The sequence below is a fragment of the Blastococcus sp. MG754426 genome (assembly GCF_021699055.1).
Lineage (GTDB): Bacteria > Actinomycetota > Actinomycetes > Mycobacteriales > Geodermatophilaceae > Blastococcus.
In genome coordinates this window covers 1-14,486 of record NZ_SSXC01000053.1, presented here as the reverse complement: position 1 = coordinate 14,486, position 14,486 = coordinate 1, and the positions used below count along the sequence as shown (strand labels likewise).

The following is a 14,486-nucleotide window of genomic DNA, read 5'->3' as shown; positions in this document are numbered from 1 at the left end:
ACCTGGGGGGACGGCGGTGAGCGAGGCGACCCGTGGCGCACGGCGGCGTCGGCGGCCACCCCGCGACGCCCAGGCGACGATGAGCCTCATCGCGCACCTGACCGAGCTGCGCAACCGCATCCTCAAGGCGGGGCTCGCGATCCTGGTCGCCACCGCGATCGCCTTCTGGTGGTACGGCCACGGGCTCGGCGAGTTCATCCGCGCCCCGTACTGCGGCCTGCCCGAGGACCTCCGGTACGCCGGGGACGACGCCGGCGGCTGCGGGCTGCTGATCACGAACGTCTTCGGCGGCGTCTTCATCCGGCTCAAGGTGTCCTTCCTCGCCGGGGTGGTGCTCTCGGCGCCGTTCTGGCTCTACCAGCTGTGGGCGTTCATCACCCCGGGCCTCAAGCGCAACGAGAAGCGCTACGGCGTCGGCTTCGTCGCGGTCTCCTCGACGCTGTTCGCCCTCGGCGCCGTGCTGGCCTACGTCTCGCTGTCGGCGGGGCTGGAGCTGCTGCTGAGCCTGGCCGGCGACGGCGTGGTCGTGGCGCTCACCGCGCAGGACTACATCGGCTTCGTGCTGTCGCTGCTGGTCGCGTTCGGGGTCAGCTTCGAGGTGCCGCTCATCGCCGTGGCGCTGAACCTCGCCGGGGTGCTCAGCTACGAGGTGCTGTCCAAGAGCCGCCGGTGGATCTTCTTCCTCACGATCGTCTTCGCCGCCTTCGTCACCCCCACGCAGGACCCGTTCACCATGCTGCTGATGGCCGGGCCGATGATCGTGCTGTTCGAGCTGGCCATCCAGCTCGCCCGGATCGTCGACCGGCGCCGGGCCCGGCGCGCCGCCGCCGAGCACTTCCACGACCTGGACGACGACGTCGCCTCGCCGCTGGACGCCACGCCGTCCCGGCTGGACGCCCAGCCCTCGCAGCTGGACGAACCGGCCGAGCGCGCGCCGTCGGCCCGCAGCTGACGGCGGTGCAGGCCGCGGTCCTGGTCAGCCCGGCGGCCGGGCGGGGCCGCGCCCGCACCGTGGCCCGGGCCGTCCTCGACGCGCTCCGCGCGGAAGGCGTCGCGCCCCGGGTGCTGGACGCGACCACCCGGTCCGACGCGGAACGCCAGGCGGCGCGGCCGACCTGCTGGCCGGGCGTTCCCGGGCGCTGGACGCGGGCCGCACCGCCGGCCGCTGGTGGGCGACCGTGCTGTGCTGCGGCTTCGACTCGGCCGTCACCGACCGCGCCAACCGGCTGCGCTGGCCCCGTGGCCGCCGGCGGTACGACCTCGCCGTCCTGGCCGAGCTGGCCCGGCTGCGCCCCTACGAGGTGACGCTGGCGCTGGACGGCGTCACCCGCACCCTGCCCGCCACGATGGTCGCCGTCGGCAACACCGCCTGGTACGGCGGGGGTCTGCGGATGTGCCCGGGCGCCGACTACGCCGACGGGCTCTTCGACGTCACCGTCGTGGGGCCGGTCTCGCGCCGGGAGCTGGTGCGCACGCGCCCCCGGCTGGCCGACGGCACGCACGTCGAGCACCCCGCCGTGACGGTGCACCGCGCCGCCCGCGTGGAGCTCTCCTGCGCCGGGGTCAGCACCTACGCCGACGGGGAGCTCGTCGCGCCGCTGCCCGCCGTCACGGAGTGCGTGCCGGGCGCGCTCACCGTCGTCGGCGGCGGCCCCGCCTCGATCCGCTGAGCTGATCGTGCGGTGTCCTCCCTCGGCGTGGGCGGTGAGGGAGGGCCCCCGGTGGTCAGGGGAGCTGATCGCCGCCAACCGCCGTGGCGCGCCGTCCCGCGGGCGCGCGCCTAACGTGGAGGCATGTCCAGCCCCGCTGAGCGGTACGCCGCTGCCCGGCGGCGGACCTCCCACCCGACGCTGGCCGACTTCACCGCCGAGCTCGGCTTCTCCCTGGACCCGTTCCAGGTCGAGGCGTGCGAGGCGCTGGAGGAGGGCTCCGGCGTCCTGGTCTGCGCGCCGACGGGCGCCGGGAAGACCGTGGTGGGCGAGTTCGCCGTGCACAAGGCTCTCGCCGAGGGGCGCAAGGCCTTCTACACGACGCCGATCAAGGCGCTGTCCAACCAGAAGTACAACGACCTCGTCGAGCGCTACGGCGCCGACCGGGTCGGCCTGCTGACCGGCGACAACGCCGTCAACGGCGACGCCCCCGTGGTGGTGATGACCACCGAGGTCCTGCGCAACATGCTCTACGCGGAGTCCCCGGCGATCGCCGGCCTGGGCTACGTGGTGATGGACGAGGTCCACTACCTCGCCGACCGGTTCCGCGGGGCGGTGTGGGAAGAGGTCATCATCCACCTCCCGCAGTCGGTCACCCTGGTCTCGCTCTCCGCGACGGTGAGCAATGCCGAGGAGTTCGGTGAGTGGCTGGTGACCGTGCGCGGCCACACGAAGGTCGTGGTCAGCGAGGTCCGTCCGATCCCGCTCTGGCAGCACATGCTCGTCGGCAACCGGGTGTTCGACCTCTTCTCCCTGCGCCCCGCCGCGCACGCGGGCGAGCACGGGGAGGGGCCGCGGCCGCTGTCCACGCGGGAGCGCGGGGCCTCCGTCGTCGACCCGGAACTGGTCCGCTTCGTCCGGGAGCAGGAGCGCCGGCTCGACAGCTGGGGCGGCTCCGGCCGCCGCGAGGGCCACCACCGGCCCCGGTACCGGCCCCCGGCCAGGTCCGACGTCGTGGAGCGCCTCGCCCGGGCGGGGCTGCTGCCGGCGATCACCTTCGTGTTCAGCCGCAACGGCTGCGACGCCGCCGTGCACCAGTGCCTGCTCAGCGGCCTGCGCCTCACCGACGAGGCCGAGCGCGCCGAGATCGCCGCGATCATCGACGAGCGCACCGGCTCGCTGCCGGAGGAGGACCTGCACGTCCTGGGCTTCTGGGAGTGGCGCGAGGGGCTGCTCGCCGGCCTCGCCGCCCACCACGCCGGCCTGGTCCCGGCCTTCAAGGAGACCGTCGAGGAGTGCTTCGTCCGGGGCCTGGTCAAGGCCGTCTTCGCCACCGAGACGCTGGCGCTGGGCATCAACATGCCGGCGCGCACCGTCGTCCTCGAGCGGCTGGTGAAGTGGAACGGCGAGGCGCACGTCGACGTGACGCCGGGCGAGTACACCCAGCTCACCGGCCGGGCCGGGCGGCGGGGCATCGACGTCGAGGGGCACGCCGTCGTCGTCTGGGCGCCCGGCATGGACCCGAGCGTCGTCGCCGGGCTGGCCAGCACCCGCACCTACCCGCTGCGGTCCTCCTTCCGGCCCAGCTACAACATGGCGGTCAACCTGGTCAGCTCCTTCGGCCGCGCCCGCGCCCGGGAGCTGCTGGCCAGCTCGTTCGCGCAGTTCCAGGCCGACCGCTCGGTCGTCGGGCTGGCCCGCGCAGCGGCCCGCCACGAGCGGGACGCCGAGCAGTTCGCGGCGGAGATGCACTCCGACCGCGGCGACGTGGGCGCCTACGCCCAGTTGCGGCGGGAGATCGCCGAGCGGGAGAAGGAGCTCTCCCGCGACTCCCAGGCCAAGCGCCGGCTCGAGGCCGCCGACGCGCTGGCCGCCCTCCGCCCGGGCGACGTCATCCGCGTGCCCAGCGGCCGGCGGCAGGGGCTGGCCGTCGTGCTCGACCCCGGCATCACCGACCTGGCCGATCCGCGGCCGCTGGTGCTGACCGAGGACAAGTGGGCGGGCCGGCTGGGGTCGGTGGACTTCCCGACCCCGGTGCAGGTCCTGGCCCGGGTGAAGGTGCCCAAGAACTTCAACCACCGCAGCCCGCACGCGCGCCGCGATCTCGCCTCGACCCTGCGCAACGCCCGGGTGGAGCACGACCTGGGCGCGCGCCGGGTGAAGAAGGGCCGCTCCGCGGCGGCGGACGACCCGGTGCTGGCCGACCTGCGCCAGGCGCTGCGGCACCACCCCGTGCACCAGCTGCCCGACCGCGAGGAACGGGTGCGGGTGGCCGAGCGCTGGCTGCGCGCGGTGCGCGAGGCGGAGTCGTTGCAGCGCACGATGGCCGAGCGCACCGGCTCGCTCACCCGCCAGTTCGACCGGACCTGCGACGTCCTCGAGGAGCTGGGCTACCTGGTCCCGGAGGCCGCACCGCTGGTGCCGGCCGACACCGAGGTGGCCGGGGCCCTGGACGACGTGCCGGTCATCACGGACGACGGCCGGCGGCTGGCCCGCATCTGGTCGGAGGCCGACCTGCTCACCGCCGAGTGCCTGCGCGCGGGCGTGTGGCGGGGCCTGAACCCCGCCGAGCTGGCGGCCGCGGTCTCCACGCTGGTCTTCGAGGCGCGGCGGGACATGCCCGGGCTGCCCGCGGTGCCGGCGGGCAAGGTCGGCGCCGCGATCGGGGCGATGCGCGGCATCCGCTCCCGGTTGCAGGACGTCGAGCTCGACCACGGCGTGCCCGCCGGCCGCGACCTGGACCTGGGGTTCGCCTGGGCCGCGTACCGCTGGGCCGACGGGCAGAGCCTGGACCGGGTGCTGGCCGGCGCGGAGCAGGCCGGCACCGAGCTCTCCGGCGGGGACTTCGTCCGCTGGGCGCGGCAGCTGCTGGACCTCCTCGACCAGCTCGGCAAGGTCGCCGACGACCCGGTCGCGCGCACGGCGCGGGCCGCCGTGGACCGCATCCGGCGCGGGGTCGTGGCCGTCGCCGTCGGCGGCTGACCGGCGGGTCGCCGCCCGCGGCGCGGCCGGCGGGTGGGGCAGAATCCGATCGGCCCCGACGGGGCACCCACCGACCCGGGAGCGACGATGACCCAGCCGCCCTACGGCGACCGGCCGCAGGAGGGGCCCGGGCCCTCCGGTCCGCCCGCGTACGGGCCGCCCCGCGCCCCGCAGCGGCCCGGCTGGTCGCCTCACGGCGGCTCGCCGCCGCAGTCCACGCGTCCGGTGCCGTACCCCGCACCCGCGCCGCACGGCGTCCCCGGCTACGGCCCGCCCGGCTACGGCCCTCCGGCGCCGCGGTCGTCAGGGAGCCGGCGCCGCGCGGGCCTGCTCCTGCTGCTCGCCGCCGTCGCACTCGCGCTGGTCGCCGGGGTGGCGCTCCTGGCGGCGACGACCGGGCCGACCGTCCTCTCCCGCTCGGCCGTCGAGCGGGATGTGGCCGAGCAGTTCCAGCAGCGGGAGGGTGTCGCCGTCGACCTGGACTGCGAGCAGGAGATGCACGTGGAGCCGGGGGCCACCTACGAGTGCACCGGCGTCACGGCCGACGAGGAGCAGGTCACCCTGCGGATCGAGATCACCGACGCCGACGGCGCCCGCTACACCTGGAGCGAGCCCTGACCGGCGGCTGAACCCGGATCAGCCCACCGCGTCGGCCGGCCAGCCCAGCGCCGCGCCCAGGCGCCCGAGCGAGGACTGCAGGCCGTGCCGCTCGGCGAGGGCGGCCAGCGCCGCGGGATCGGCGGGGGAGCGGGGGAGCGTCCCCTCCACGGCCGGCAGGTCGACGTCGCGCGCCACCGCGACCACCACCGGGGCGGCGTCGAGGTAGCCCGCAGCCGCGTGCAGCTTCTTGAGCACCGCGGCGGTCAGCGGGGGGGACGGGACGACGGTCCGTGCCACGGCCGCGCGGATCCCCGCCAGGTCGCCGAACTCGCCGATCAGCGCCGCCGCGGTCTTCGCGCCCACCCCGGCGACGCCCGGCAGCCCGTCGCTCGGGTCGCCGCGCAGCACCGCGAAGTCGGCGTAGGCGCGGCCGGGGATGCCGTACTTGGCGGTGACGGCGGCCTCGTCCACGTACTCCAGGTCGGAGATCCCGCGGGCGGTGTAGAGGACGCGCACACCCCGCGCGTCGTCCACGAGCTGGAACAGGTCGCGGTCGCCGGTGACGACGTCGACCGGGCCGCGGGCCCGGGTGGCGAGCGTGCCGATCACGTCGTCGGCCTCGTAACCGGGGGCGCCGACGCGGGCGATCCCCGCTGCGGCCAGCACCTCGACCAGGACCGGCACCTGGGGCCCCAGCTCGTCGGGGGTCTCCTCGCCGCCGTCGGGCGCCAGGCGGTGCGCCTTGTAGGAGGGCAGCGCCTCGACCCGGAAGGCCGGCCGCCAGTCGTCGTCCCAGCAGGCGACCAGCCGGTCGGGGGCGTGCGCGGTGACCAGCCGGGCCGTCATGTCCAGGAAGCCGCGGACGGCGTTGATCGGCCGCCCGTCGGGCGTGGTGACGCTGGTGGGGACGCCGTAGAAGGCCCGGAAGTACAGCGACGCGGCGTCCAGCAGCATGGTGGTCACGCCTGCGCACCCCCGACACCACGTGCCGTCGTCCGCCCGTGCCTCGCGCGCTCGCCCACGTCCGCGGACGGTAGCGGTACGGCAACGATTCGGGAGCACCCCCGTCCCGCCTGGCTACTCTGCGCCGGTGGGAAACGCGCCAGAACCCGGATCCGGCCCGCTCGTGACGCTCGACCGGCTGCACGCCGCCCGCGCCGTCGCCGGGGAGCTGGGCATCGACCTGCTCGTGCTCACCCCGGGTGCCGACCTGCGCTACCTGTGCGGGTACGCCGCCCACGCGATGGAGCGGCTGACCGCCCTGGCGGTGCCGCGCCGCGGCGAGCCGTTCCTGGTCGTGCCGCGGCTGGAGGCCCCGATGGTCGACGCCGGCCCCGCGGGCACGCTCGGGCTGGAGGTGCTCGCGTGGGACGAGACCGACGACGCGTTCGCCGTCCTGGCCGGGGCGTCGGTCAGCCGACTCGGCGCGGCTCCCGCCCGCGTCGCCGTCGGGTCGCGCACCTGGGCCGAGCACGCCCTCGGCGTCCAGCGGGCGCTCCCCGGCGCCGCCCTGGAGCTGGCCTCACCGGTCGTCGACCGGCTGCGCATGGTGAAGACCCCGGCCGAGGTGGAGGAGCTGGCCCGGGCGGGCGCGGCGATCGACCGGGTGCACGCCCGGATGGGGGAGTGGCTGACCGTCGGGCGCACCGAGGCCGAGGTGGGGGCGGACGTCGCCGCGGCGATCCTGGCGGAGGGGCACGTCGCGGTCGACTTCACCATCGTCGGGTCGGGCCCGAACGGGGCCAGCCCGCACCACGAGCTCTCCGACCGCGTCGTCGAGGCCGGTGACCTGGTGGTGGTCGACATCGGCGGCGAGACCTCGACCGGTTACCGCTCCGACTGCACCCGCACCTACGTCGTCGGGGGCCGCCCGGACGCCGAGGTCGCCGAGTGGTACGCGGTGCTGCACGCCGCGCAGCAGGCGGCGACCGCCGCGGTGCGCCCGGGCGTGCCGGCCGAGGAGATCGACGCCGCCGCCCGCTCGGTCATCACCGGTGCCGGCTGGGGCGGGTACTTCATCCACCGCACCGGCCACGGCATCGGGCTGGACTCCCACGAGGCGCCCTACATCGTGGCCGGCAACGGGCTGCCGCTCGAGCCCGGCATGGCCTTCTCCGTGGAACCGGGCATCTACCTGCCCGGCCGCCACGGCGCCCGCATCGAGGACATCGTCGTCTGCACCGACGACGGTGTCCGCGTGCTCAACAACGGTCCCCGTGAGCTCGTCGAACTCCCCGGCTGAGCCAGGCGCGGTCGACGTCGACCGGGCGCTCATGGCGGCACTGGCGCGCGACGGGCGGGCCAGCTTCACCGAGCTGGCCGACCGGGTCGGCCTGTCGGTCTCGGCGGTCCACCAGCGGGTGCGCCGGCTCGAGCAGCGGGGCCTGATCACCGGGTACCGGGCCACGCTGGACGCGACCCAGATCGGGCTGCCGCTGACGGCGTTCGTGTCCATCACCCCGACCGACGTGCAGACCGACGACGCCCCCGCGTTGCTGGCGCACCTCGACGCCATCGAGGAGTGCCACGCCGTCGCCGGGGTGGAGAGCTACATCCTCAAGGTGCGGGTGGCCTCGCCCGACGCGCTGGAGAACCTGCTCAAGGAGATCCGGTCGGCCGCGAACGTCACCACGCGCACCACCGTCGTGCTCTCCACCTCCTACGAGGCCCGACCGCCGATCTGACGCAGCTGGACACCGGTTCGAACGTGTGTTCGGATGGGGTCATGCGGTGGGACGCGCAGCGGCTGGACCTCGACGAGCCCGGGGCGCTGCCGGGCATGCCCAGCATCCGGGGCCTCCTGCGCAGCGTGCAGGTGCAGGAGTTCCCGGGGCTGACCTTCCACGAGGTGCGGTCGAAGAGCGCGCTGAACCGCGTGCCGGGGGAGTCGGCGATGCCCTTCCCGTGGACGATCAACCCCTACCGGGGCTGCAGTCATGCCTGCCGCTTCTGCTTCGCCCGGCGGACGCACGAGTACCTGGAGTTCGACAGCGGGCGCGACTTCGACCGTCAGATCGTGGTGAAGACCAACCTGGTGGAGGTGCTGCGGCGGGAGCTGGGCCGGCCGTCGTGGCAGCGCGAGCACGTCGCCCTGGGCACGAACACCGACCCCTACCAGCGCGCGGAGGGCCGCTACCGGCTGATGCCCGGTGTCATCGGCGCGCTCGCCGGCTCCGGGACGCCGTTCTCCGTGCTCACCAAGGGCACGCTGCTCCGCCGGGACATCCCGCTCCTGGCCGCTGCCGGCCGGGAGGTCCCGATCGGCCTCGCGATCTCCCTGACGACCTGGGACGACGACCTGCACGCCGCGCTCGAGCCGGGGGTGCCGACACCGAGGGCACGGCTGGACCTGGTCCGCGCCCTCGCCGATGCCGGGCTGCCCTGCGGCGTCTTCCTCGCGCCGGTGCTGCCCGGCCTCACCGACACCCGGGAGCACCTCGACGCCGCGCTCGGCGCGATCGCCGCGGCCGGCGCGACCGGGGTGACCGTCATCCCGCTGCACCTGCGCCCCGGCGCCGGGGAGTGGTTCATGGCCTGGCTGGGCCGCGCCCACCCGGAGCTGGTGCCGCGGTACGAGCGGCTCTACGCCCGCCGGGCCTACGTGCCGGCGGAGTACCGCACCTGGCTGGCCCGCCAGGTGGCACCACTGCTGGCCCGGCACGGCCTGGACCGGCAACCCGGTGGAGCGGCACGCCAGGTGGAGGTCCAGGGTGTCCCGGGGGACGAGGAGGTGGGCTTCCCCGCCGGCAGCCTGCCCGAACGGGCGTCGGGCTCCGCAGCGGTGACCCGCCCGGCCGAGCAGCTGACGCTGCTGTGAGCCGCCCTCAGCCGCCGGCGCGGGCCGCCCGGGCGGTGGCCCGCGCGGCCCGAACCACGCCCCGGGCGCCGACCGGCGGTGCGCCGGCCGCCAGGGCCAGCCGGCGGTAGCTGTCGTAGGAGAGCAGGCGGTAGACGGCGGCGAGCTCCTCCACCGCCTCCCGCCGGGACGGCGTCACCGTCGCCCGCAGGTAGCCCACGGTGGCACGCACGTGCTTGGTGAAGGTCGCCTGCAGCGCCTGGTTGGACAGCCGACCCCCGACGCGGGAGTCCAGCCCCGGGCCGCGACGCAGCGCAGGGAGCACCCACGGGCTCGCGGCCAGCGCCGGGAACTGCCCGCGCGTCGCCTCCCAGGCGTGCCAGGCGGTGAGAGCGCCGGGCACGGCCCATTCGCCGTCGTCGGTCGCGATGAGCAGGCGGCGCGCGGTCGCCCGCACCTGGTCCCGCCGCAGCGAGCGGAACGTCCCGACGGGGGCCGGCCAGCCCAGCGCCAGCGCGCACCAGGCCACCGACCGCAGGTGCTCGGGATCCTCGGCCCGGATCCGGGTGAGCGGTCGCAGGTCCAGCCGCGGCGGGTCAGGCTCGGGGGTGACGGGCAGCGGCAGCGCCAGGCCGCCGTAGCGGGCGACCTTGCTGTACAGCGCGACGGTGGCCGGCTTCCACCCCCGGGCGGCGGCCAGCACGTCGAGGCCCTCGGCCGCCAGCTCGTCAGGCCCCCGGTCGAGCTCCACCGCGGCGTCGGCGAGCCGGCGCCACTGGTCCTCGTACCCCGGCGGCGGCCGCAACCGGGCCCAGGCGCGCGCCGGAGGTAGGGCGGGCATCTCGGGCAGCGGCTGCTGCCACGCGCGTGGCATGGTCGCACACTACCGTTATCCCCAACAAAATCACGACAATTGTTTGTCGTCACCTGCCGAACCTCCTCAGAGGCGCCCTCCGGGCGCCGGAGCAGCAACACCCCCGGGAGGGTGACGCCGGCCTTGACGCTGCGCCCGTCGACCACGCTCCGGATCATGGAGCAGTGCGGACGGTGGGCGTCGAGGAAGAACTGCTCGTGGTCGACGCGGACGGCAGCCCCGTCGCCCGGGCACCGGAGGCGCTGGCGGTCGCGGCACGGCGGGGCGAGGGGGAGGACGTGCACCAGCACGACCTCGAGGAGCGGGGCGACGACGCCGACGTCCCGGAGACGGCCCACCTGGTGCCCGAGCTCAAGGCGCAGCAGCTCGAGCTGGGGACGCCGGTGTGCTCCACGCTGGCCGAGGTCGACACCCAGCTGCGGCACTGGCGCTCCCGAGCCGACGCGGCCGCGCGTGCCGTGGGCGCCCGCGTCGCCGCGCTCGCCACCTCACCGGTCGACGTGAGCCCGGTGCCGACCAAGGGGGAGCGGTACGCACGGTTGCACGAGGCGTTCGGGCGGACCGCCGAGGAGGTGCTCACCTGCGGCTGCCACGTGCACGTGCAGGTGGTCGACGACGAGGAGGGCGTCGCGGTGCTCAACCGCATCCGCGTCTGGCTGCCCGTGCTCACGGCGATCAGCGCGAACTCGCCGTTCTGGCAGGGCCGGGACACCTCCTACGCGAGCTTCCGGTCGCAGGTCTGGCACCGGTGGCCCTCCGCGGGGCCCACCGGTCCGTTCCGCGACGCGGGGGAGTACCACCGGCTCGTCGAGGCGGTGCTGGCGACGCGGACCGTCCTCGACGACGGGATGGTGTACTTCGACGCCCGCCTGTCGGCCGGCTGGCCCACCGTCGAGGTCCGCACCGCCGACGTGCTGCTGCGGGTGGAGGACGCCGTCACGCTCGCGGGGCTGGTGCGCGGCCTGGTCGAGACCGCCGCGCGCGACGCCCGCGCCGGGGGAGCGGTCCCCGAGATGCCGTCCGAGGTGCTCCGCCTGGCCGGCTGGCGCGCCTCCCGCTCAGGTCTGTCCGACGCGCTCGTGCACCCGCGCACCGGCCGGCCGGCCCCCGCGGGCGACGTCCTCGCCGATCTGCTGGAGCACGTCCGCCCCGCCCTGGCCGACGCGGGGGACGAGCAGCGGGTGCGCGACGGGGTGGGCGCGCTGCTCACCCGCGGGACGGGAGCGGAGCTGCAGCGGCAGGTGCACCGGGAGACCGGGGACCTCGCCGCCGTCGTCCGGGCGGCGGTCGACGCCACGGCGGGGCAGGAGACCCCCCGGGCAGCTACCGTGGCCAGCCGTTAGATTCCCGCCATGTACACCGCGAGCTGGCGCGACGTCGTCCGTCCCGGCCTCTTCGGGTCCTCGCCCGACCCGCGGGACCGGCCCTACCGCGCCATCATCCGGCTGGCGCTGGTGGTCTTCCGCCTGTTCCGGTTCCGCTTCGACGTCCGCGGTTCGCAGCACGTGCCAGCCACCGGCGGCGCGATCATCTGCAGCAACCACGTGAGCTTCTTCGACTTCACGTTCCTCGGTCTCGCGGCTCTCCCGCAGCACCGGCTGGTGCGGTTCATGGCGAAGTCGCCGGTCTTCGAGCACTGGTTCGCGGGCCGCTTCATGCGGGCGATGAAGCACATCCCGGTCGACCGGAAGGCGGGCTCGGCCGCGTTCGAGGCGGCCGTGCGGGCGCTCAAGGACGGCGAGGTCATCGGCGTCTTCCCCGAGGCGACCATCAGCACCAGCTTCACGGTCAAGGACCTCAAGGCCGGGGCGGCCCGCATGGCCGTCGACTCGGGGGCGCCGATCATCCCGGCCGCCGTCTGGGGCGGGCACCGCGTGGCCACGAAGAACCACAAGGTGGAGCTGCGCCGCGGCGTCCCCGTGACGGTGCTCCTGGGCGAGCCGATCGTGGCCGAGCCCGGCGAGCAGATCGGCGCCCTGCTGGACCGCACCCGCACCGCCATGGAGGCCCTCCTCGACGAGGCCCAGCGCGGCTACCCCGACCGGCCGGCCGGGGACGACGACCGCTGGTGGCTCCCCGCCCACCTCGGGGGCACCGCACCGACGCCGTCCGAGGCGGCCGCCGCCGACACGGTCCGCGCCGCCGGCCGCGAGGTGAAGAAGAAGCAGGAGAAGTCGCCGCTCGGACGGCTCACCGCGCTGCTCCGCCGCTGAGCCACCGGCTCACTCCACGACGACCGGCGCCATGAGGCGGTAGGTCTCCAGCTCGACGTCGTACCAACGGCGCAGCCGCCCCAGCGGAACCATGCCCAGGCGCCGGCACACCGCCGTCGACGGCTCGTTGCCGGGCCGGACGACGGCGTACACCTCCGGGAGCCCGAGCCCGAAGGCGCGGTCGATGACCGCCCGCGCGGCCTCCGTGGCGTAGCCGCGCCCCCAGGAGTCCGGGTGCAGGTGCCACCCCACCTCGACCTCGCCCACCCCGTCGGGCAGCGGCTTGAGCAGCACCGTGCCCGCCGGGACGCCGTCAGGTCGTTCGATCGCCCAGCAGAGGAAGCGTTCGTCCCGCCGGTGCACCTCCGCCCAGCGGGCGACGAGCTCGGCCGGCGCGACCGAGGGGGCGCCGCCCAGCCAGCGGGTGACCTCCGCGCGGCCGTAGAGGTCCCGCAGCCGCGCCAGGTCGGCCGGTCCCGTGGTCCACGGGCGCAGGCGCAACCGCTCCGTGCGCAGCTCCGTCCTCCCCTCACGCATCGGTCCTGCCTACCGCCGGCCCGCGCACCCGGCCACCCGGATCCCGCCCGAGGTGGTCGTGGTCTCCTGTCGTCGGCCCGCCGTCCCGGCAGGCGACGGCGAGGAAGGGGACCGACGTGAGCCTGCTGCTCACCGACGTGCGGGTGGGCGACCGGCCGGGGCGTGCGCTGCACGTCGTGGACGGGCGCATCGCCTGGAGCGGCGCCGCGGGGGATGCACCTGCGGCGGACCGGGTGATCGCGGCGCAGGGGGCGCTGCTCACCCCCGCCTTCGTGGACGCGCACGTGCACGCGACGGCGACCGGCCTCGCGCTCACCGGTCTCGACCTCCACTCGAGCTCGAGCCTTGCGGAGGCCATGGCCGCCCTGCGCGACCACGTCGCCGCGGCGCCCGGCGGCATCGTCCTGGGCACCGGGTGGGACGAGACCGGCTGGCCGGAGGGGCGAGGGCCCACCCGCGCGGACGTCGACGCGGTGGCCGGTGGCCGGCCGGTCTACCTGGCCCGGGTCGACGTCCACTCCGCCACGGTCTCCACCGCGCTGCTCGACCTCGTCCCGGGGATCGCCGCGCTCCCGGGGTTCTCCCCGGACGGGCGGCTCCGCCTGGACGCCCACCACGCGGCCAGGCAGGCCGCCTACGGGGCGGTCGGGCCGGCGCAGCGCGCCGCGGCCCAGCACGCCACCCGCCGGGCCGCGGCCGCGCTGGGGGTCGGCAGCCTGCACGAGATGGCCGGCCCGGAGGTGTCCTCGGCCGACGACCTCCGCGAGCTGCTGGCCCTGGCGGCGCAGACCCCCGGTCCGCGCGTCGTGGGCTACTGGGGCGAGCTCTCCGAGCGCGGCGGGCTGGACCTGGTGCGTGAGCTCGGCCTGGCCGGCGCCGGGGGAGACCTCTTCTGCGACGGCGCGCTGGGATCGCACACGGCGGCGCTGACCACTCCTTACAGCGACCGGCCCGACACCTCCGGCGCGCTGCGGTTCGACTCCGCCTCGCTCGTGGAGCACGTGCGCGCCTGCACCGCTGCGGGCATCCAGGCCGGCTTCCACGTCATCGGCGACGCCGCCGTCGAGCAGGTCCTGGACGCCGTGGGCGTGGTCGTCGCCGAGCGGGGGATCGCCGCCGTCCGGGCCTGCCGGCACCGGCTCGAGCACCTGGAGATGCCCTCGGCGGCGGTCATCCGCCGGATGCGTGAGTGGCGGATGGTCGCCAGCGTGCAGCCGGCCTTCGACGCGGCGTGGGGTGGGGACTCGGGGATGTACGCCGAGCGCCTGGGCGTCGACCGGGCGCTGTCCACCAACCCGCTCGCCGACCTCGCCGACGCCGAGGTCACCCTCGCGCTGGGCAGCGATGCCCCGGTCACCCCGCTGGACCCCTGGGGTGGGGTGCACGCCGCCGTCGACCACCGGAACCCGGCGTCCGGGCTGCGCCCCTTCGACGCCTTCGACGCCGCCACGCACGGCGGCTGGGTCGCGGTGCGGGCCGAGCACCCCGCCGGGCCCCTGGCCGTCGGGGCGCCGGCCGACCTGGCCCTGTGGGCCACCGACGCGGGGCTCTCGAAGGTCCTCGCGGAGCGCGCCCGGCCGGCCTGCACGGGTCTGGTGGTCGACGGGCGACCGGTGGACGCCCCGTGACGCACGATGACGATCAGTAACGATCTGATCACACTGCGGCCCGAGGGTGTCCGAGGTCTCGATCCGGGGGCGTGTCCTTCTTACAGTCCCTGCAGTTCCTGACCGGGAGCACCGCGCGCGCGTCCCCCGGCAGGTCCGTCCGCCCCGCCGGCCGGCGCCCCCTCCCGGGGCGCACCCGGGCCGCAGGGGGCGCCGGCCGGCGGGGCG

At 75.9% G+C, this 14,486-nt stretch carries 13 protein-coding genes; 10 read left to right on the top strand and 3 right to left on the bottom strand.

Translation table 11 applies throughout. The features are described from left to right. The first annotated feature begins 16 nt into the window (after nt 1-16). From tatC to E9549_RS15910, 4 genes are all read left to right on the top strand, one after another. Nucleotides 17-952 carry a twin-arginine translocase subunit TatC gene (gene tatC, locus E9549_RS15925; protein ID WP_236827539.1) on the top strand — a complete coding sequence of 312 codons (936 nt, stop codon included), beginning with the start codon at nt 17-19 and terminating at the stop codon, nt 950-952. 226 nt (nt 953-1,178) lie between these two features. Further along, nucleotides 1,179-1,670, top strand: coding sequence for a hypothetical protein (locus E9549_RS15920; RefSeq protein ID WP_236827538.1), 492 nt, complete (start codon nt 1,179-1,181; stop codon nt 1,668-1,670). Nucleotides 1,671-1,793: 123 nt separating this feature from the next. Then, nucleotides 1,794-4,631: an RNA helicase gene (locus E9549_RS15915; protein ID WP_236827536.1), complete on the top strand. Its 2,838-nt coding sequence runs from the start codon at nt 1,794-1,796 to the stop codon at nt 4,629-4,631. 87 nt (nt 4,632-4,718) lie between these two features. Then, nucleotides 4,719-5,249, top strand: coding sequence for a DUF4333 domain-containing protein (locus tag E9549_RS15910; RefSeq protein ID WP_236827535.1), 531 nt, complete (start codon nt 4,719-4,721; stop codon nt 5,247-5,249). Between the two features lie 18 nt (nt 5,250-5,267). Here the strand turns inward: E9549_RS15910 and E9549_RS15905 are convergent, their stop codons facing one another. Then, the gene (locus tag E9549_RS15905) at nt 5,268-6,185 is read right to left on the bottom strand and encodes a 5'-3' exonuclease (protein WP_236827579.1); all 918 of its coding nucleotides are present in this window, start codon (nt 6,183-6,185) and stop codon (nt 5,268-5,270) included. A gap of 172 nt (nt 6,186-6,357) precedes the next feature. Between E9549_RS15905 and E9549_RS15900 the strand changes: the two genes are divergently transcribed. Genes E9549_RS15900 through E9549_RS15890 form a run of 3 tightly spaced genes read left to right on the top strand, consistent with a single transcriptional unit; the run spans nt 6,358 to nt 9,048 of the window. Further along, complete coding sequence (locus tag E9549_RS15900; RefSeq protein ID WP_236827533.1) at nt 6,358-7,473, top strand: Xaa-Pro peptidase family protein; 1,116 nt, start codon at nt 6,358-6,360, stop codon at nt 7,471-7,473. After that, nucleotides 7,448-7,915, top strand: a complete 468-nt coding sequence (locus tag E9549_RS15895; protein WP_308113111.1) for an Lrp/AsnC family transcriptional regulator — start codon at nt 7,448-7,450, stop codon at nt 7,913-7,915. Before E9549_RS15900 ends, E9549_RS15895 begins: the two co-directional genes overlap by 26 nt. Before the next feature lie 41 nt (nt 7,916-7,956). Then, on the top strand, nt 7,957-9,048 hold the full coding sequence (locus E9549_RS15890) for an Rv2578c family radical SAM protein (protein ID WP_236827531.1): 1,092 nt from the start codon (nt 7,957-7,959) through the stop codon (nt 9,046-9,048). Nucleotides 9,049-9,055: 7 nt separating this feature from the next. On the opposite strand, the gene E9549_RS15885 is transcribed toward E9549_RS15890, so the two are convergent. Beyond that, nucleotides 9,056-9,901, bottom strand: coding sequence for a hypothetical protein (locus E9549_RS15885; protein WP_236827530.1), 846 nt, complete (start codon nt 9,899-9,901; stop codon nt 9,056-9,058). Between the two features lie 164 nt (nt 9,902-10,065). On the opposite strand from E9549_RS15885, the gene E9549_RS15880 reads away from it, so the two are divergent. Both E9549_RS15880 and E9549_RS15875 read left to right on the top strand, forming a co-directional pair. Continuing rightward, on the top strand, nt 10,066-11,244 hold the full coding sequence (locus E9549_RS15880; protein ID WP_236827528.1) for a glutamate--cysteine ligase: 1,179 nt from the start codon (nt 10,066-10,068) through the stop codon (nt 11,242-11,244). Nucleotides 11,245-11,253: 9 nt separating this feature from the next. Beyond that, nucleotides 11,254-12,114, top strand: coding sequence for a 1-acyl-sn-glycerol-3-phosphate acyltransferase (locus E9549_RS15875; protein ID WP_236827527.1), 861 nt, complete (start codon nt 11,254-11,256; stop codon nt 12,112-12,114). 9 nt (nt 12,115-12,123) lie between these two features. Here E9549_RS15875 and E9549_RS15870 read toward each other — a convergent pair whose 3' ends face one another. After that, nucleotides 12,124-12,651, bottom strand: a complete 528-nt coding sequence (locus E9549_RS15870; RefSeq protein WP_236827525.1) for a GNAT family N-acetyltransferase — start codon at nt 12,649-12,651, stop codon at nt 12,124-12,126. Between the two features lie 116 nt (nt 12,652-12,767). Here E9549_RS15870 and E9549_RS15865 point away from each other — a divergent pair, with 116 nt between their 5' ends. Beyond that, entirely contained in the window at nt 12,768-14,279 is a 1,512-nt protein-coding gene (locus tag E9549_RS15865; protein ID WP_236827524.1) for an amidohydrolase, read from the top strand. Nucleotides 14,280-14,486: the final 207 nt, after the last annotated feature.

What these genes read in the sequence shown, in the direction of transcription:
- E9549_RS15915 (WP_236827536.1), top strand. Translation starts at nt 1,794, where the DNA reads ATGTCCAGCCCCGCTGAGCGGTACGCCGCTGCCCGGCGGCGGACCTCC.
- E9549_RS15910 (WP_236827535.1), top strand. Translation starts at nt 4,719, where the DNA reads ATGACCCAGCCGCCCTACGGCGACCGGCCGCAGGAGGGGCCCGGGCCC.
- E9549_RS15905 (WP_236827579.1), bottom strand. Translation starts at nt 6,185, where the DNA reads ATGCTGCTGGACGCCGCGTCGCTGTACTTCCGGGCCTTCTACGGCGTC.
- E9549_RS15890 (WP_236827531.1), top strand. Translation starts at nt 7,957, where the DNA reads ATGCGGTGGGACGCGCAGCGGCTGGACCTCGACGAGCCCGGGGCGCTG.
- E9549_RS15885 (WP_236827530.1), bottom strand. Translation starts at nt 9,901, where the DNA reads ATGCCACGCGCGTGGCAGCAGCCGCTGCCCGAGATGCCCGCCCTACCT.
- E9549_RS15875 (WP_236827527.1), top strand. Translation starts at nt 11,254, where the DNA reads ATGTACACCGCGAGCTGGCGCGACGTCGTCCGTCCCGGCCTCTTCGGG.
- E9549_RS15870 (WP_236827525.1), bottom strand. Translation starts at nt 12,651, where the DNA reads ATGCGTGAGGGGAGGACGGAGCTGCGCACGGAGCGGTTGCGCCTGCGC.